Below are 19,868 nucleotides of genomic sequence, written 5' to 3' on the forward strand. Positions count from 1 at the left end.
TACAACCGTAAGCCCGGATATACGCAAATGGCAGACAAATACGCCGCGAGGGAGTGGATTTGTCGTGAATTGAGTGAGAGAGGTTACGAATATCCCGACAGTTTTTTACCTGCGGTGTATGGTAAATGGGACTGTTTCGACGCAATCGATTTTTCGAATTTACCCGATTCTTTTGTGCTCAAGACCAATCACGACAGCGGAACAGTCGTACTTGTTCCCGATAAATCGAAATTCGACGCCAAAGCCGCCAGAAAGAAACTCGCAAAAAGTTTGGCGAAGAATTATTACACACGCGGGAGGGAGTATGTATACAGAGATATAAAGCCCTGCATCTTCGCTGAAGAATACTTGGGTTATAACATCAACGATTATAAATTTTTCTGCTTCAATGGAAAGGTTCGCATCCTATATGTTACGTTTGATCGATCTATTGAACTCAAGATTAATGTTTACACACCGGACTGGAATTTTGTTCCGTTACAGATAGAATACCCTAATGACCCGAATCATATCATTCTCCGACCCGAAGTTTTGACCGAGATGATAAAAATCGCCGAAATCCTGTCTCAGGGAGTGCCGTTTTTGCGTGTGGATTTATACAACATTCTTGACAAAATTTATATTGGTGAGCTGACATTCTATCCCACAGGTGGCTACATTTTATTTTACCCCGATTCATACAATGAAATATTCGGAGAGTGGATTAAATTACCAGACACGAAAACATTTTAATAAACGTTCAAGCTCAAACAGCGCAAGAAAGGCGACAAGGTGATATCTTGCCTGATCGTAGGCTGCGGCAACTGCCGTTATTATGTCGAGAGCGACGAAAACTTAAAGCAGTGCTACCGTGTTCGCACGGGAGACCAACAGCAGATCGAATGGAAACCCTGTTCCAGTGCAGATAATAACAGCAGCTAATAACAAAGGAGGATTTTTTTCCCGAATGGAACAGGTCAAGCAGAAGTTAAAGGATACGATTGCCGCTCGCAAAGACGAAATCGTCGCGCTGGCTCGGGACCTGATTCGCTTTCCCTCTACCAAAGGCAACGAGGCGGACGCACAGTGTTTTTACGCGGATAAACTTCGAGATTTGGGCGCGGAAGTGGAAATTTTTGAGCCGGACATAGAAAAGATGAGAAAGCACCCGGCTTTTGTATCGGAAAGGGAAACGTTCGCCGGAAGCCCCGTGGTGGCGGGCGTCTTGAAGGGAACTAAAAGCGGCAAAAGCGGAAGATCGCTCATTTTGTGTGGTCATATGGATGTTGTGGATCCCGGCTTGGGGCAGTGGACGCATAGCCCCTGGGACCCCGTTGCGCAAGACGGCAAACTGTACGGTCGCGGGGCGGTGGACATGAAAGGAGGCACGGCCGCGCACTATACAGCGGTGAAGGTTATCAGAGAAATGGGTATCCAGCTTGAGGGCAACGTCACAATCTTGAGCACCATCGACGAGGAATGCGGCTCTACTGGCGTGCTCTCGTTGATCGACCGAGGATACAGGGCCGATGCCGCCATCTGCACCGAACCCGTGAGCTTGAAAGTGACCGTAGCCACCACCGGTAGCACGTGGTTCAAAATCAAGGTGTTCGGCAAATCGGCTCACGGCGGCGTCGCCTATACCGGCGTCAACGCCTTGTATAAGGCAATCCCCATCATCGAGCGCGTCCGGAGCCTGGAGGAGGAACGGAGACTCCGTCTTTTTGGCGCCGTTCCCATCTATAACGGGTCGCCCGTTCCCTTTTGCGCCGGAGTCAACAAGATCGAGGGCGGCACATGGCCAGCTATTGTTCCAGCGGAAGTGACTCTGGAGGGACGGGTGGGCCTATCGCCTTTCGAGAAACTGGAAGACGTCCAGACGGAATTGGAGGAGGCCATTTATTCCGTGGCCAAGGCGGATCCCTGGTTGCGGGACCACATGCCTGAGATCAGCTACTACAAAAGCCGTTGGAACAGCGGCTGCGTGCCGGAGGATCACGCTTTCGTCGATACGTTGCGGGAGGCCTGCAAACAAGTACGTGGAACGTCAGTGGAGGTCGCGGGCATGTTCGCGTGTTCGGACTCGGGGACTCTAATTCAGTTCGGCGGCACTCCAACCGTCGATTTCGGCCCCGGCCCGCAGAACATGGCACACCAAACGGACGAGTACGTCGATATAGAGGATTTAGTGACGACGTGTCAGGTTATAGCCGTCACTCTTTTGGACTGGTGTGCCTATCAAGAATAAGAATATGCACAAGAATAAGAATATGAATAAAAATATGAATAAGAATATGCGGCATGATATATATGTATCTTAAATTTTAAGGGAGACAGATCGTTATGAAAAAAGTTCTTGTTCTGATGTTTGTGGTCCTGGCGTGCGCGTTGCCGACGAGTTCGGTTGCTTTCGCCGCTCCAAGCGTTTTCGAGGTCAAAATTTCCCACATTGTGCCTGAGATAGATGTCATTCACACGGCATATCTGGAGCTGAAGGACTATCTTGAAAAAGAAAGCGCCGGGCGCTTCAAAGTCACAATCTATCCCAACCGTCAGCTTTCCAATTCCAACGCCGAAGACGCGGAAAAGATCATGGCCAACATCGTGCAGGTCGCCGCGGCACCGACGGCCGTCCTGGCGGGTTCCGGCAACATTCCTGACTTTAAGATCTTCGACTATCCCTATCTTTTCCAGAGCAGTGAGGAATTGTACTACGCGCTGGACAATGGCCTCGGTAAATTCCTGTCGGACAAACTGGCGGTTAAAGCAGGCATCCGCATCATGTCCTCGGTCAACGGCGGCTGGTGCCCCATCAGCTTGAAGGCGGAGCCACTGGACAGCCCGGCCGACCTCAAGGGTAAAAAGATCCGGATTCTCAATTCCGACATGTATATGGAGATCATGAAAGCCTTCGGCGCGGTCGGTACCCCCATTGCTTATGGCGAGACCTACACCGCCATGCAGCAGGGCACGGTGGACGGAGTTACTACCAACTTCCCCAACTGGCTCACGGAGAGATACTACGAGGTCCAGAAGGTCATCGGCATGATAAATCCCTTCGCCATCGTCCATATGACTATGGTCAGTGATATTTTCTATAGCTCTCTACCGGAAGATCTGAAGATGATTTTTGACGCGGGTATGGCCCAGTACGACGCGAGAATGCGCGAACTCAGGGCTCAGGAATCCATCGATACCATGGAGAAGCTGAAATCTCTCATGACGGTCAGAGAATACTCTCCAGAGGAGTTGCAGGCTTTCAAGGACGCATCCGCTTACATTCTGACGGAGAAGGTGGATTTAGCCAGCAAGGAGGTTATGGAGTACGCTCAGAAATTGCTTGCCGACTACAGGGCCCAGCGGAAATAGTTCAAGAGTTCCTAGCTGTTCATGTCCTTTCTACTCAATTCCCGTCTGAGCGGTTAAGTGCCTAGCAAAGTTTATGGAAAGAAGTGAGGGAGCGTGAAAGAAACGGCCACTACCAGCGTTAATAGCACCGCAGGCGGCCTCAAATGGGGAGAACGTTTTTTGAGAAGCGTTGTTGACGTGAATGCTTGGTACAACAGAATAGAAGAGTACATAGGCATTTTTTTCCTGTTTGTGATGCTTTTTCTGATGACCTATCAAGTCGTCGCGCGTTTCGTGTTTTCCACGGGCAACACCTGGAGCGAGGAACTATCCCGTTACACCTACATCTGGTTTACACTAATCACCGTGAGCCTTGCGTTGCTACACAACGCCCACATCAAGATCGAAGCGGTTATGGCAGTCTTCCCGAAGAAGTGGCGTCCCAAATTCGTGGGGCTGGGGATGATCATATTGATTTGCTACTGTGTTCTCATTGTGGCGTTCGGCATAACCATGTTGAAACGCAATATTAAAATGGGCAACGTCTCTTTGGGTTTACAGCTCCCCATGTACATCGTGTATTCTATCGTGCCCATCAGCCACGCCCTCATCATCATCCGTTGCGTACAACGCATGATCGCGCTTTTCTACTTGGGCGACGACATCAAAGAAGTGGACGAGGCGGACGAAGCCATCAAAGCGACGCGGAAAAACATCGAACAAGATACCCTTCACCAGACGGACAGCTCCGTCGATAAATCTCTTCAATAAATCAATCTCTCCAATAAATCAATCTCTCCAATAAATCTCATCAATAAATAAATCTCTTCAATAAATCTTCAACGAATCAGGAGGTCATGTCTTATGCTAGTCTCGGCTCTGTTTGTCATCGCGCTGTTTTTCAATATTCCCATCGCTATGTCGCTGGGTGTCGCGTCGGTAGGATATGCTCTGATCTGCATGCTGCAAACGGGAAACAGCGCCATCATGGATCTTGTCGTGCAATCTTTCGCGAGCGCGTTGGATTTCACGTCTCTTCTCGCCTTGCCGTTTTTCATCCTGGCGGGCGACATCATGATGGTAGGGGGCATATCCCGCCGGCTCGTTGCGTTTTGCATGAGGTGGCTGCGCAAACTTCCTGGAGCGCTAGGCGTCGTCACGGTGATCGCCTGCGCGATTTTCGCCGCGATTTCCGGTTCCGGCCCCGCTACAGCCGCCGCGATCGGGGGCATTATGCTCCCCGCTATGGCGAAAGACGGCTATAATAAAGGTTTTTCAGCATCTATCGTTGCTGCAGCGGGGGCCTTGGGGCCCGTCATTCCACCCAGCCTGTGCTTCATCATGTACGGCGTCGTGGCGCAGCAATCCATCACGTCTCTTTTCATGTCGGGTGTCATCCCCGGCCTTTTGATGGCTCTCGTGCTTTGTATTTATGTCGTCTTTTGCGCCAAAAGGTACAATTTCGGCGGCAAGTTCGACTGGAAAGTGGAGGAATCCAAAGGCTGGCGCGACAGCCCCTTTTGGGCACTCATGGTGCCCGTGGTTATCTTGGGCGGAATCTACGGCGGCATCTTCACGCCCACGGAAGCAGCCATCGTTGCTGTGGACTATGGACTCATCGTCAGCATTTTCATCTATCGGGAGATCAAGATCAAGGACTTGTTCAAAATATTCAAGCCCACCTGCATCACCATCGGCTCCATTTCCATTATCGCGTGCGGCTCCGCCGCGTTTGGCCGTCTTCTCACCATTGAGCAGATCCCCACGACGATAGCCAGCTACATTTTATCCCTGTCCTCCAATAAATACGTTATCCTTCTGCTCATCAATATCTTCCTCTTGCTGGTGGGGTGCGTTATGGAGACCCTGGCCGCTATCATCATCCTCACCCCGCTTCTTCTGTCGGTGGTGACACCCCTGGGCGTGGATCCGGTTCACTTCGGTTGTGTCATGGTCGTCAACCTCGTCATCGGCATGTGCACTCCGCCTGTAGGGGTGAACCTTTTCGTGGCCGTGCGCATCGGCGATGTCACATTGGGAGAGATGAAAAATTGGCTGGTGACATCTTTGCTTGCGCTTGTCGCCGTATTGATGCTCGTCACTTACCTTCCAGAGACGGCGCTCTTTCTGCCACGGCTATTACTCAAATAACTGAAATAAAATATCCTTGAACTGAAATAAAATATCCTTGCTATTCCTCGCTATTCCTCCAAGCCTCACGAGCGATGCGAGTGACCTTCGCCGCTGCCGAAACGCCGCTCCGGCAACAGCATCTATATTCTACATTGCCTCCCAAAAAAGACTTCCCAAAAAAGACTTCAAAAAGAGACTTTAAAAAAAGACTTTAAAATGGTAATTTGTGGATAATTGTAGATAAAATTTATTAACTTCAATTCATTCCTTGACATAAAAACAACTATGGTTTATTATTTCCAAGCGCTATAAAGAGCTCGTTTTAAAAGAGCGCCAATTGGGAGGTCAGTATATATAATTTCTACAAGGTGATTGCTGATCGACTCTGGAGTCTGTCGGAATATTTCTTCGAGCTTTGCGAGGTTCAGCTTTTTCTTTGGCTTTATAGCCAAAAAAATACTATGTGAAACGTATCTACTCGTTATGCGTAGATATTAGTACGTTGAAATGAAAGGATCGGGATGTATTGATGGCTAATGTTAAGTGCCCTGTGTGCGACGCGGATGTGACCGTGGCCAACGCGGTCATGGGAGAGCTTCTGACCTGTGCTGACTGTGGAGTGGAACTTGAAGTGACGTCGCTTTCTCCCCTAACCTTGGAAGAAGCTCCCGAAGTGCAGGAAGATTGGGGCGAATAGATGGGCGCGGGAACGCTTCATATCTTTTACTCCCGTTTGCGCGTGGAAGAAAAAGCCCTTCTCAAAGCCGCTGAATCCTTAGGGACTGAGTTCCTGGAGGCCAGTGTGGATTTTCGCGACGTGGGTGACCTCGTATGGCCCGATGATTTTGAAAACGTGGCGCCCCACGACGTCGTTCTTTGTCGTTGTGTTTCGCAGACCCAGAATGTGGCTTTGACCCAACTGTTGGAGAGCCGGGGCGTTCGGGTCATCAACCCGTCGAGGGCATTGCTCTTGTGCGGAGACAAGATCGCCACGGCTGCCCTGCTGGACAAGGACAACATTCCTCAGCCCGCTTGGCGTGTGGCGACGTTCTCGGAAGGCGCGGTGAAGGCTGCGGAATCCCTGGGTTACCCGGTGGTGTTCAAGCCCGCCGTGGGTAGTTGGGGACGCCTTTTAGCAAAAATTTCCGACCGAGAGGCCTGCGAGGCGATTGTCGAGCACAAGGCCCACATGGGACCGGCTCACTCCGTCTTTTTCATCCAGGAATATGTGGAGAAGAGAGGGTTCGACCTGCGAGCCGTGATGATTGGTGGCAAGACCGTCACACTGATGAAACGCTCCAGCGAACACTGGATCACGAATACCGCCCGAGGCGCCAAACCTGAACTCTATCCCATGAACGAAGAGCTGGAGAATCTCCTAAACCGGACGGCAAAGGCCATCGGCGGAGATTTTTTGGCTGTGGACGTCTTTAAATTAGAAAACGCGAAAATGGAAAACACCTGGGTGATCAACGAGGTCAATGGTCAGCCGGAGTTTCATGGCTCCGTTGCTGCCACGGGGATAGACGTGGGAAAGCTGATGGTGGAATACGCGGTGAAATTGCTCGACTCTAGGAAACAAGAACCAGGGGGAGATGCTACGTCATGCTGAAAGCATTGGTTTGGGGCGCGAACGGGATGGCCGGAGGCGAGGTCTTACGGCTTCTAGCGGGGCACCCTCGCATGGAACTGGCCGCTGCCGTTTCCCGCAGCAAGGCCACCCAACCGATTTGGACAATACACCCTCATCTGAGGGCGGACTTTCCGGAGATGACCTTCGTCACCCCCGATGAGGCGCTGTCGATAGAGGCGGATGTCGCTTTTCTGGCCCTCCCCCACAAAGCCTCCTGGAGTACCATTAAGGAATGTCGCGGGCGAGGCTTAAAAGTGGCGGACCTCTCCGCCGACGTTCGATTGAAAGATATGGAAATGTACAAGGAATGGTACGGACAGGAACATCCTGCACCAGAACTAATGAAAGAAGCGGTATATGGCCTGCCTGAGCTGCACCGGGAAGAGTTGAGGGGCACGTCGCTATCTAGTGGGGTGGGATGTAACGCTACCTGTGCGATTCTCGGCTTGGCTCCTTTGACCAAGGCGGGCTTAGTGGCCGAAGTACGTATGGAACTTCGGGTAGGCTCCTCCGAGGCGGGGGCAGCCCCGTCCCAGGGAGGGCACCATCCTTACCGCGATCGAACGCTGCGGGTGTACGAGCCTTTCCGCCATCGGCACTTGGCCGAGGTCGTACAAGAATGCGGCCTTGCCACGTCGGCCTTTACCATGACTATGACCGCCGCTCCCGTCGTGCGTGGTGTCCAGATGTTGGCCCAGGTACATCTGTCCCGGAAGGTGAAAGAGCCGGAACTATGGAAGGCCTACCGCGCTGGAATAGGGACACAACCTTTCTGGTCCCTCTCTCCCGCCCGTCCTCCCCATTTGCGTCTGCCCGACCCACGGCTCGTCCTGGGTAGCAACCGCGCGCTGGTGGGTTTTTCTCTCCACGAGGACGGCGAGCGTTTATTGGTGGTCTCCGCTATCGACAACTTGATGAAAGGCGCGGCCGGAACGGCCGTTCAATGTGCTAACCTGATGTTGGGTCTGGAAGAGACGGCGGGATTAACCATGAAACCCGTGTATCCCGCTTGACAAGAAACCCGCGTATCCCGCTTGATTGGATTTTATCTGTTTCCAAGACGTTCAAGTTCCAAGACGTTCAAGAATTCGTTCATACTCTAGATCGTCCACCTGTTTCCTAAGCCATTCCACTAGCTCGCCCTGGGATTCGTAGGTGTATCTCTCCAGCTCCGATAATATTCTCTCCATGCCCGCCAAGTCATAATGGGCGCAGTGTTGGCGCAATTCCATCAAAAGCGACGCATCGGGCGCGCTTCTCCTCTCGATGCTCTCTATTTCGTCTTCACTCGACATTTCACACAAGAAACGGAGATCCGAAAACAGTGACTCTATCTCTCGCAATAAATCGCCGTTCTTTGCCTTTACTGTCGCGATATCCCCGTTTTTCGCCGCTAACTCGAGTGCCTCGGCCATCTTGCCGATTTTCTCGGCGCAAATTCCATAGCTCGATCCCTTCAGACCATGCACCGCGATCACGTAATCCGGTAGGGTTTCTTCGTCGACCTGGCGCAGCTTATCCAGCAGTTCGGGAGTATAGAGCGCGTAGGAACGCAGAATCTCCTTATAGGCATTCTCACCGCCGAAACGCAAACAGCCCGCCGCCGCGTTCAGGCCCTCAATACTCAGGCCCTCGATCCAAAGATCGGCTTCGGCTCTCGTCTTTGGTTCTTGCGCTTTTTGCGCCTCCTGCGCCTCTTGGTCTCGCTTGTCGCGAATCCACTCGTTCAGCAAGGCGTCCAGAAGCATTACGTCAATGGGTTTGGGAAGATACGCTTGAAATCCGCTTTTCAAAAACATAGCCTCGTTTCCAACGGTCGCATTAGCCGTCAAAGCGATAATTGGCACCGTTTTCGCGTATTCGGTGCCGATTTCCTCCCGGATGACGCGCACTACCTCAGTTCCGTCCATCCCAGGCATCATGTGATCCATGAAAATCACGTCATATCTATTTTTGCCCTCTTGGACAAGCTCTATTGCCTGCCTGCCGTCGGTCGCGCAATGGATCGTCAAACCGTAAGGCGCCATAAGCCCCTTCGCGACGTCTAAATTGGTAACCACGTCGTCCACTAACAATACCTTGCCATAAGGCATGGGGGTGCGCACCAGTTCTTTCAACCCACGATGTTCTATCAGACGGAAGGTTTTCAGATTTAGAGCCGTCTCCTGACCGATCGGAGTGAAATCGACAATTCCTTGACAGATCCTGACCGTAAAACGGCTTCCTTTCCCATACTCGCTCTCCACCTCCACCAAGCCACCCATCATGTCAACGAGATTCTTGCAGATGGAGAGCCCCAGGCCGGTCCCCTCGATTTTGTGGTGCGCCTTGGTGTTCAACTGATTGTATTCCAAAAAAAGCTTCCCGATATCCTCTTTTTTGATGCCGATGCCCGTATCCGTCACCGAAAACGAGAAGAAGGCGTCGTTTTCTCTCCGTTCCCAAGAGATATCCAGCGTCACTTTCCCTTTTTGGGTGTACTTGAAGGCGTTGGAGAGAATGTTGTTGAGGATTTGCTTCACTCTCAGTTCGTCGCCGTACAACCGGGTCGGGATAGTGTCGTCCACATGGGGTTCAAATGTAACGGGCTTGGATGCGAGACGGACGATATTCAGGTGAAGCGTGTCGCTGATCATGTTCGCGAAGTCGTATTCGGCTGGGATGATTTCAAATTTCCCGGATTCGATCTTCGATATGTCCAGAATGTCATTGATGATGTTAAGCAGCGTGCCGCTGGACCGGTATATTTTCTCTAAGTTTTCATGGGTCTCCTGCGGCAGGGTGTTACGCAGTTCTATCGAGCTCAGGCCAATCACCGCGTTGAGGGGCGTGCGGATCTCGTGGCTGATGTTGGCGAGAAAGACGCTTTTTGCTTGCAGCGCGGCCTCGGCGTGTTGGGCCATTTGGAGGTCCGTCAGATCGTGAAACATGATCACGCACCCCAGCGTCGCGCCATCGGTATCAAATATGGGCGAAAAACGGACAGTGTAGCTACGGAGGACATCCTCCTGGTGAAAATCGATGACTTTATCCAAGGAGATGCTTTTTTTATCTCTCATAGCCTCCGCGAAGATTTTTCTCAGTTGCTCGATCTCCTCGGCGTTTAAAAGATTTTCCATAACCTGAGAAAACGTTCCGCTCCCGGCCTTTTTAGGCTTATCACCCCACGAGCGGCATAAAAAAACATCGGAACAATCAATGAGGTTTTCGTCTGTATCGAGGATGAGAATGGCGTCCGGGGTATTTTTCATGAGCAAGTTGAGGAAGATCTCCTGTTTGGTTTTTTCCGAGGAGAGCCTTGTGATGTTCTTGGCGAATACGTAAGAAGCCCCCATAGCCAGGAGTAGAAAGACCACCGCCGAGCCCGTGACGCGGCGCACAGCTGTCCAGATGGTGTATTCAAGAAAGTGAGTGGATACCCCCGCCGCCAAAATTCCCACTCTCTTTTCATTGAATATGAATGGCTTGTAGAGGGTGCGGAGCCTATTTCCATTTTCCAGTGTCAACGTTCCGTAGTACGACTCACCTTTGTTCAACACGGCCTCCACCACGGCGGGAGTGGTTTTCGTTCCGACGATACGTTGCCCATTCTTTCTGAGGGTCGTGTTGATCCTTTGATCGCCATAAAAAAACGTCACCTCGGCCCGATAGATATCGGCAAGGTAGTCTATAAAAGCCGCATTTTCGGCATTGATCCCGGCTACCAACGAACCTATAATTTTATCGCCCTTCATGATCGGCATTCCATAAAAGAATCCGAGCTCTATCGTGGTCCCTTTTTCGATGACCTGAGCTTCTTGGCCGCGCAGGGTTGGCTGGACGTATCCTTTGTTCGAAATGTTGTCGCCAATGAGGTTCGGCGTGTGGGGGCGGCAGAGGACCACGCCTCTCGCGTCCGTGAGAGTGAGGGTGTCGAATCCGGACAACCTCAAATACATCCTCATTCGTTTGTCCAGTTCTTGAAGGTCATTTTGCTCGATGAGTTCGGTCATCTCTTCCATGTCAATCAAGGTCTGACCGAAAATCCTCGTTCTCATGTTGTCGAACGTCATGTTCAATTCTCCGCCCAAGGCGGACGTAGTGGCGGAAAGCGTGAAATCCATCTCGTCACGCATCGCCTCAATGAACACAAAACTGCTGATCATCGAAGCCACCGTGACTCCAGCCAACATCAAGATGAAAGTCACCAGGAAAACTCTGCCGCCTATCTTTAATTTGGTCAATTTTTTCCCCTCGTCAGACAAAAATTCGTGCGGCGTTCGAGTATCCGCCGGCACGCCAGATCACCTCGCTGTTTCCCGAAGCGTCCAGTATTCGTTTGGTATGATAAACCCGCTGCCGCGGTAAAATCATGGCAAGCAAGAGATTTTTGCGCCTCTCTCCGAGTTCAGACTCGCTTGAGCCGCTTCGTTGAATTGTTCATGAATGGATTGAAACGCTTCGACAACCCACGGATCAAATTGCATTCCCATGCTGGCGTAGATAATGCGGCACGCGTCCTCATGAGTCATTGCTTTTTTATAGATTCGAGTGTCCACCAGAGCATCATAAACATCCGCTACCGACATGATTCTGGCGCAAAGGGGAATTTCTTCTCCTTTCAGACCCTGCGGATAGCCCGTCCCATCGTATCTTTCATGATGACTCTCAGCTATCATGATCGCGTATTGGAGATAATGTTGCGTCGGTGTGCGCTGGTACATGTTGCGGAGTATGTCGGCCCCGATCTTTGTGTGCTGTTTCATCAACATGAACTCTTCGTCATTCAACATCGTTGGTTTTAGGAGGATGACGTCGCTGACGCCGATTTTCCCCACGTCATGAAGCGGGGTGGCGCGTACAATCATCTCCAGAGCTTTATCCGTGAGCTCATCCGCAAACACGCCTCTTTTCTGGAGTTCTCGACCCAGCAGTTCGACGTAGCGACTGGTGCGCACCACGTGCCCTCCCGTATTCCCGTCTCTCCACTCGATCAAATCGGAAAAAGACATCACGAGACCGTCTTCGAGGGTTTTCACTGTGTTTTCAAGATCACGACTATACCCGGCAATCTGTAAGTGAAGTTTTATTCTGTGAAGCAAAATGCTCTTTTCGATGGGTTTTGTCACAAAGTCCACGGCCCCAGATTTAAGCGCGTTTATCTCTGTCGTCGTGTCGTGATTGGCCGTCAAAAAAATAACGGGAATGTTACACATGATGATGTTCTCTTTGATCTTCTCGATGGTTTGGAATCCGTCCATCTCCGGCATTTGAATGTCTAATAGGATCAGATCGGGCATCTCGCTCGAACAGATTTGCAGCGCCTGCGCGCCCGATTTGGCAAGCGTTACTTTATAACTATCGCAAAGCTGCATATTGATCTGTTTCAAATTAGATAGATTATCGTCCACCACTAAGATTTGTTTCACAATTCAGTCCCCCCGAAAGCAAGAACGGTATGGATTCATAAGCGTCATAGTTTTTAGTATGAACCCTAATTTGACGCAAAACTATTTCATAATCTTTTCACACTCGCGCTACAACCCAACTACAATCCAATGTCAATAATCTAGTCTATTAGCAGCGAAAAAACATTGCCGTATAATGAGCGATATCGTCAGGTTGCTGAATCCACATAATCGCCATTTTCCGATATATTGCTCTTGACCTCTTGTACGCGAACTCCCAGCACGCTCAATATAACACTCGGTACGCATTACGTCTATCTCAAATCTATATTTTTATATTAAAATTTTATATAAAACTTGTAAATATAAGATATTATATTATATAAAATATGCGCAATATATTTTATTAGCAATTATTATTGACTTATAAAATATAAATTATCTCTATTTTTATATCCAGAGAGTTCCTTAATGAATTATTAAATTAAGTATTAAATGAGTATTACACATATAATACATATATACCTCAAATTTTCTTCATGATAGTCAATGGCAGTGGAACTTGCGCGACGACAGGGAGAGAGGGAGAGAGGTGGATCTAGTTTTAGTTAACGAAGCGGAAGACGAAACGGAATTGGAACACGTGAGCATAAAAATTTAAAGGTAAACGTACAAGGACCTTGACATACTCCCACGACTAAAGTCATGGGATTCTAAGATCGACAAAGACAGCCGACTGAAACCGGTCTTACGTCTTCTCCTTTAAGAGTAGATGCTCCCACTCTTAAGAGTGGATGCCCCCACTCTGAGAATATTTACAGCCGCATTGATATCCCGATTGATATCCCGATTGATATCCCAGTCGTGTTCCGCCTCGCATCTCGGACACGTCCATCCACCCAGCACTTTTCATTTTCCATACTTTTCATTTTCCATCAGAAGGATAAGCTCCTCCCATTTCGCGTAGCTTTTCGTCAATTTTTGCTCCAATTCTCTTCGCTCTTTCATGAGGGACTGAACGCGGGTGGAATCGGCCAAGGTGCCGGAGTCGCACAAAAGAATGTCAATTTCGTTCCTGCGGTTCTCCAGTTCTTCGATACAAGATTCCAGAGACTTCAGTTCTTTTTTGACCTCTCGTGTCTTTTGGGCGAGGCGCTCACGGTCGAGGCCCTCTCGTTTTTTCTCCTCGCGTGTTCTATGCCCCGTGGGCCTATTCTCCACAGAATCCGCGGGAAATTCCTGTTTTTTCAAGAGCTCCTCTCGTTTCTCTAAAAACCAGGAGTAATTGCCGGGGTAGTCGAATAGTCGCCCGTCACGGATTTCCAACACTCGGTCCGCCAGGTCGTCGAGGAAGTGGCGGTCGTGGGAGACGATCAAAAGCGTGCCCCCATACTGTAACAATGCCCGCTGAAATAGGTCTTTGGTGATCATGTCCAGATGATTGGTGGGTTCGTCCAGAATCAGAACATTGGACTCCGCCAGCATCAGTTTGAAAAGGGCGAGACGCGCCTTCTCCCCTCCTGAAAGGACAGAGACCAACTTGTGAATGTCCTCCCTTGAAAAGAGAAACGACCCCAGAAGCGTGCGTTTACCCGCCTCGGTCAGCTTGGAGGAGGCCTGTCGTGCCTCTTCCCAAACCGTGTGGGAGTAGTTCACGTTCAGGGCGCTTTCCTGGGAGTAAAAGGCGTGGATGACCTTATGACCAAAGCGAATCTCCCCCTTCGAGGGCTCGTCCACACCGCTCAAAAGCCGAAGTAAGGTGGATTTCCCCGCTCCGTTCACTCCCACCAGAGCCACTCTTTCTCCACGGTTGATCGTGAAGTCCAATCCACTGAAAACCTCCAAGCCGCCGTAGTTTTTAGAAAGATTTTTGACAGAGAGCACCCGCCAACCGCTTTCTGGGGCTTCTGGAATATGGAAGCGAATGGTTTTCGAGGGGTCATCGAGTTCATAGACCTCCATTTTTTCGAGCTGTTTGATGCGGCTCTGGACTTGGGTCGCCTTCGAGGACTTGTAGCGGAACCGGGAGATGAAGTGCTCCATCTTTTCGATGCGGCCCTTCTGTTCTTGAATCGTTTTTTCCAATCGCTCCCGAGCACTTTCTTTTTCCACTACGTAGCGCTCGTAGTTCCAAGGGTAAAGCATCAGCTTGCCTTTTGCCAGCTCCACGATCCGTTCCATCATGTTGTCCAAAAAACGGCGATCATGAGACACAGCCACAACAGCGCCCCGATGGTCGCGCAGCCAGTTTTCCAGCCATTCCATGCTTTCCGTGTCCAAATGGTTTGTGGGCTCATCCAGAAGCAACAGATCCGGGCGCGCCAATAGCAACGCGGCCAAGGCAATGCGCATCTTCCAGCCACCGGAAAATTCCGCGCAATTACGCTCTGCGTCCTCCATTTTGAACCCCAGGCCACGAAGCGTTTTGCGCGCCGTGTTTTCAAACTCGAAGCCATCTAGGATCTCGAATCGACGTTCCAGCCTTTGGTGCTCTCCCAAAAGAGGCGCAAGGGTTTTTGAACGAGGGTCGGCGTCCGCCAACATTTGCTCCGTTCGGCGCAAGCATTCCTCAACCTCGGCGAGCCCCACGCGCCGTTTCAGATATTCCAAGACCGGCACGTCCTCCAGCTCTACCAGGTCTTGAGGCAGATAGCCCACCGTCAAATTCTTGGAGCGTTCTACCGTCCCCCCGTCAGGATCCAGTTCCTGTGTCAAGACGCGCAAAAGCGTCGTTTTTCCCGTTCCATTGTTTCCGACGAGTCCGGCGCGCTCACGATCCGTAATCAACCAATCAATACCGTCGAAGAGAATCTTTTCTCCGAAAGCCAAATGAAGCCCTTTGATGTCTATCAGGTCAATTCAATCCTTTTAGCGTACTAATACCTACTCATAACTTATATGTGCGGTTAGCAACGCGACTGTTCGATGTTCCGACGGTAAAAACAACAAACCGATGATCAAAAACCAATGATCAAAAACCAACAACTAAAAACCGATGATCAAAAAACCACCGCTCCGTAACCATTCCTTCGGCTTAAAACCCTCCGGGACATTAGTCTCTATTGTATCACCGATCTGCACCACAACATATACTCAACGTACTCTAAATTTGCGTTTTGAAGTTCAGGCACAGGGGGGCGGAGCCGCCCCCTCTGAAACAGTCAATACTCAGCGCCAGATTAACGACGGGTCTATGTCCCTTAATTCAATGTCCCTCAATTCAATGTCCCTTAATTCGTCGAATTTGTGAAGCTCATGATCGTCCTCAGTTCTTCATTGATTCCCTCAAAAACCTTGCGAACACCTTCAGAACCATCCGCCGCTAAACCCACCATGACCGCGCTGCCCACGCAAACTTACGTCGAGATCCGGAGCTTTAAAGGCATCAGCTCCGCTCACGATTCCGCAGTCCACAAAGCCACAAAAAAGTCACAAAGATTGCTATGAATCTTAGCTATGAATCCTAGCTATCAATCCTAGCTATCAATCCTCCGAAATCTGGTTATTTCGCCGCGTCGCCCATGACCGCTTCGAAATTCTCCGGCGTGACCATGATCGCGTCGACTGCCGTCTCCTGAGGTACATCCTTACCTCCGATGAGGTCCAACAGTACTTGAATCGAGCCGGTTCCCACCGCGTCCGACGAGAAATAGGACGCTGCCTTCATGGCCGAGCCGCCGGGTTTGCGGAATTCGTCCTTGGCCATGTACGCGCCGAGCCCCACCACACAGGCGTTCTTGTCCAAACCGGCGCTTTCCAATGCGCGGGTCGCCCCGACGGTTCCCTCCTCATTGGCTCCTGTCACGAGCCAGGTCTTGATCTCCGGGTGAGCGGTGAACACTGCCGCGGACACGACGTTGCCTCTTTCAGTGGTTCCATCGTAATCAGCGAAAAATATGCGGCTCTTGTCGAAGGCGGGCGCCAACTCGGTAAACTTCGCATGTTCTCCCTGGGCGCGGGGAACGCAGCTCGAAACCGTGTCCATGGTGATGATCAACAGACCAACTTCGGGGTTTTCCACAAGATTATTCTTTATCGCGTAATTGGCAAGCCATTCCCCGTTCGCTTCTCCTATGACGTAGGCGTTTATGCCAACCCATGGGGCGATCTTCGTTCCGCCCATCTCCAATGCGTCATCAGCCGCCACCACGGGAATCTTCACTTCTTTCAGTTTGTCCACCGCCGCCTGAGACATCGTTTGATCAGGAATGCAGGTCACGACTCCGAGAGCGTTATTGGCTATCGCGTTGTCGATGGCCTTCAGATATTCTTCCGGGCTCATCTTCGCGTCCACAAAAATGAAATCGTATCCGGCAGCCTCTACGGTCTTTTGAGCCGCCGCGCCCTCGTCAATGAACCATGTCTGATCCCCGGCCTTGTAGATGCCGTAAATGACGCCTTTTGAAGCCGCCATCGAACATCCCGCCAAAACTCCCGTCAAAAACAGCGCGACCAACAGCACAGAAAAGAATCTCTTCACAACAATCCCTCCTAAAATATAGTGAACTTAAACGCCTCGAACTTGGGGCTCTGCCCCAAACCCTGCTCAAGGGCCTTGGGCCCTTGAGAATCCCTTTTTTTCTCTCCCTCTCCCTCTTCTCTCCTTCTCCTCTCCCTTTCTCAACTGTTTCTTTTGCTTACCGACAGGAGCTTTTTTTCCCGGTTTGCCTTACGAATATAATCCGACGTCAGGGCAAAAAGCAGAAGACCTCCTTTTGCGACAAGTTGCCAGAAGGACTGCACATTCACCATCGTAAGCCCGGTGTTGAAAGACTGAATTAGGAAGACTCCCAGAATCGTCCCTCCCATATTGCCGACCCCCCCAGTGAACGAGACCCCACCAAGGATCACCGCGGTGATAGCGTCGAATTCCAGATTCACGTTGGCCGCGGGCTGGCCGGAGTTCATTCGCGCGGCGAACACTACTCCCCCTACTGCGCAGATGACGCCCATCGTAACGTAACAGGTCAGCATGATGCGCTGTGGGTTCAATCCCGCCAGCCTGGCCGCGTCTTTGTTGCCCCCCACCGCATAGACGCTCCGCCCGAATTTCGTCCTGGCCAAAATGAATCCGAACAGGGCGAAAGCGAGGATCATGATCCAAACAGCCAGAGGAATGTTCAGAAACCGTATCCGGTTAACCTGTAAAAAGGTCGCGTCGCTAATGGCCACCGGTTTCCCCCCGCACAGGATATACGCGAATCCGCGCACGATAGACTGGGTAACGAGTGTGGCGATGAAGGGCTCCAACTTTATCTTGCTGCTCATCAGCGAGTTCATCAGCCCGACCGCGGCCCCCGCAAGCAGCGTCACGGCCAGCGCAAGATAAAAATTCACGCCCTTGTTGACTAGCAGAGCGGCGAGCACTCCCGAAAACGCCACAAGGGAACCGGGCGAAAGATCGACGTGTCCAGCTATCACCAGGTACGTCTCCCCTATCGCCACAAGCCCCACGAGAGACGTCGCCACCAGAATGTTGGTCACGTTGGTCCATGAAAAAAAGTTGCGGTTGAGTGAAGTAAAAAGGACAAACACGACGACGATCGCAACCATGAGTATCAGTTTGTCGCCGCTAACGAGTCTTTTGATTCTGTTCACTCATAAATCTCCTTTCTGATCTGAGGCCTACCCTTAACGAGTCCAGGGACTATGCTCCTGGCCTGGCATACTGAGCGCCAACAGCCGGTCTTCCGTCGCGTCCTCGCGGGCTACCTCGCCAGCTATCCTGCGACCCTTCATCACGATGACCCGATCGGAGAGCCCGATGACCTCAGGGAGTTCGGAAGATACGAGGATCACCCCCAACCCTTCCTTGGCAAAACGACATATCATCTGATAAAACTCGAATTTCGCCCCGACGTCTATGCCCTTCGTGGGCTCGTCCAGTATCAAAACTTTCGGGTTAGTCGCCATCGCTCTCGCCACGACGCATTTTTGCTGGTTTCCTCCCGACAGTTCCACTATTTTTTTGAAGGGCGACGGGGTTTTTATGCGAAAATCGTCAATGCCCTTTTGGGCGGCGGCTGCCTCCTTGGAGACGTCCAATACGCCGAGTCCATTGGAGTTGCGATCCATCAAGGCTATGTTGATATTGCCCGATACATCCAGATTAGCCAGGATACCCTGAGTCTTACGGTCCTCCGGAACCAGCACGATACCGTTATTGATCGCCTCGCGGGGGGATCGGTTTCTTATGGGACTCCCTTCGAGAAACACCTCTCCCGATTGAATGTCGTCCGCCCCTATGATGGCGCGCATGACCTCGGTGCGCCCCGCACCCACCAGCCCGGAAAACCCCAGCACCTCTCCCTTGCGCAAGGCAAACGAAATATCGTCCACGTAATCCGAGGTGATATGGCGCGTTTCCAGTAAGACGTCTCCAATCTCCTTGCGGCGATCCAGAGAGTTGAAGATGTCGCCCAGGTCGCGCCCCACCATTTTGCGGATCAGGTCGCCCTCGGAAGTGGTCTTCGCGTCCTCCATGCTTACGAATCGCCCGTCCTTAAAGATCGCTACTTTGTCTGCTATCTCCCGGATCTCGCTCATCCGATGGGAGACGTAAATGATAATCATGCCCTCGCCTTTGAGTTTGCGGATGATGCTGAAAAGGCTCTCGATTTCGGAATCCGAGAGGCTCGCGGTCGGTTCGTCGAAACAGATCACCTTCATCTCGTCCCGGCTGTAGGCTTTCATGATTTCGACCATTTGTTGGTAGGCAACACTGAGGTCTTTCACCTTCGTGTTCGGATCAATAGGCAATCCAAAGTCCTCGATGATATGCGCGGCCATTCTGTTTGCCTTTTTGACGTCGATGATACCGAGAAAGTTGGAGGGCATTCTGCCGAGATAGATGTTTTCGGCGACGCTGAGTTCCATGAGCACTTGACGCTCCTGGTAGATCACGTTGACCCCGGCCTCGATAGCCTCGTTGGGGGCGCGAAAACGCGTTTCTTTTTCGTTGAGCAAGTATTCTCCACCGTCGGGCTGGTAGTCCCCGTTCAGTATCTTGAGAAGCGTGGATTTGCCGGCGCCGTTTTCGCCAAGAAACGCCAGCACCTCTCCGCCACATGCCTTGAAGCTCACGTTATCCAACGCTTTGACTCCCGGAAAGTACTTCGATATCGCCCGAAACTCGAGGACACCTTTCAATGGGGCGCTCTCCTCTCGTGATTTGTATTTTTACGTGCGCTACAATTTTACGATAAAGCAATGAGAAAGCCAACGGCTTCAGCCATTGTATGAGAATGGATGAAAATGGACGAGAATAGACGAGACCGGACGAGATCGGATGAGAACGGACGAGAACAGATGAGAATCGCAACGCCGTCGTTGGCGGCGTTTGTTTTGTATTTGGTTTCTTGCCATATGTCTACTTTCATGTTAAACTC

Annotated in this window: 15 protein-coding genes; 8 read left to right on the forward strand and 7 right to left on the reverse strand. The window is 51.1% G+C overall.

Annotated elements, in window-relative coordinates; translation table 11 throughout:
• The 8 genes from LBJ36_11650 to argC form a co-directional block, all read left to right on the forward strand.
• Positions 1-732: hypothetical protein (locus tag LBJ36_11650; protein MDR1379686.1), on the forward strand; the 732-nt coding region annotated here is incomplete at its 5' end.
• A gap of 214 nt (positions 733-946) precedes the next feature.
• Entirely contained in the window at positions 947-2,227 is a 1,281-nt protein-coding gene (locus tag LBJ36_11655) for an ArgE/DapE family deacylase (GenBank protein ID MDR1379687.1), read from the forward strand.
• Between the two features lie 95 nt (positions 2,228-2,322).
• Positions 2,323-3,348 (forward strand): TRAP transporter substrate-binding protein, encoded by a 1,026-nt coding sequence (locus LBJ36_11660; GenBank protein ID MDR1379688.1) that lies wholly within the window; start codon positions 2,323-2,325, stop codon positions 3,346-3,348.
• Positions 3,349-3,507: 159 nt separating this feature from the next.
• On the forward strand, positions 3,508-4,098 hold the full coding sequence (locus LBJ36_11665) for a TRAP transporter small permease (GenBank protein MDR1379689.1): 591 nt from the start codon (positions 3,508-3,510) through the stop codon (positions 4,096-4,098).
• A 93-nt stretch (positions 4,099-4,191) separates the two neighbouring features.
• Positions 4,192-5,478: a TRAP transporter large permease gene (locus LBJ36_11670; protein ID MDR1379690.1), complete on the forward strand. Its 1,287-nt coding sequence runs from the start codon at positions 4,192-4,194 to the stop codon at positions 5,476-5,478.
• A 511-nt stretch (positions 5,479-5,989) separates the two neighbouring features.
• Positions 5,990-6,157, forward strand: a complete 168-nt coding sequence (gene lysW, locus LBJ36_11675; GenBank protein ID MDR1379691.1) for a lysine biosynthesis protein LysW — start codon at positions 5,990-5,992, stop codon at positions 6,155-6,157.
• Positions 6,158-7,072 (forward strand): lysine biosynthesis protein LysX, encoded by a 915-nt coding sequence (gene lysX / locus LBJ36_11680; GenBank protein ID MDR1379692.1) that lies wholly within the window; start codon positions 6,158-6,160, stop codon positions 7,070-7,072.
• Positions 7,066-8,106 carry an N-acetyl-gamma-glutamyl-phosphate reductase gene (gene argC, locus LBJ36_11685; protein MDR1379693.1) on the forward strand — a complete coding sequence of 347 codons (1,041 nt, stop codon included), beginning with the start codon at positions 7,066-7,068 and terminating at the stop codon, positions 8,104-8,106. Before lysX ends, argC begins: the two co-directional genes overlap by 7 nt.
• A 51-nt stretch (positions 8,107-8,157) precedes the next feature.
• Here argC and LBJ36_11690 read toward each other — a convergent pair whose 3' ends face one another.
• From LBJ36_11690 to LBJ36_11720, 7 genes are all read right to left on the reverse strand, one after another.
• Entirely contained in the window at positions 8,158-11,370 is a 3,213-nt protein-coding gene (locus tag LBJ36_11690; GenBank protein MDR1379694.1) for a cache domain-containing protein, read from the reverse strand.
• Positions 11,371-11,442: 72 nt separating this feature from the next.
• Complete coding sequence (locus LBJ36_11695; protein ID MDR1379695.1) at positions 11,443-12,501, reverse strand: response regulator; 1,059 nt, start codon at positions 12,499-12,501, stop codon at positions 11,443-11,445.
• An 888-nt stretch (positions 12,502-13,389) separates the two neighbouring features.
• The gene (locus LBJ36_11700) at positions 13,390-15,309 is read right to left on the reverse strand and encodes an ABC-F family ATP-binding cassette domain-containing protein (GenBank protein MDR1379696.1); all 1,920 of its coding nucleotides are present in this window, start codon (positions 15,307-15,309) and stop codon (positions 13,390-13,392) included.
• Between the two features lie 673 nt (positions 15,310-15,982).
• Entirely contained in the window at positions 15,983-16,960 is a 978-nt protein-coding gene (locus LBJ36_11705; protein MDR1379697.1) for a substrate-binding domain-containing protein, read from the reverse strand.
• A 140-nt stretch (positions 16,961-17,100) separates the two neighbouring features.
• Entirely contained in the window at positions 17,101-18,078 is a 978-nt protein-coding gene (locus LBJ36_11710) for an ABC transporter permease (GenBank protein MDR1379698.1), read from the reverse strand.
• A 33-nt stretch (positions 18,079-18,111) separates the two neighbouring features.
• Positions 18,112-19,629, reverse strand: coding sequence for a sugar ABC transporter ATP-binding protein (locus LBJ36_11715; GenBank protein MDR1379699.1), 1,518 nt, complete (start codon positions 19,627-19,629; stop codon positions 18,112-18,114).
• A gap of 47 nt (positions 19,630-19,676) precedes the next feature.
• On the reverse strand, positions 19,677-19,868 hold a 192-nt coding region (locus tag LBJ36_11720; protein ID MDR1379700.1), incomplete at its 5' end, for a hypothetical protein.

This window comes from Synergistaceae bacterium, assembly GCA_031267575.1.
GTDB lineage: Bacteria > Synergistota > Synergistia > Synergistales > Aminobacteriaceae > JAIRYN01.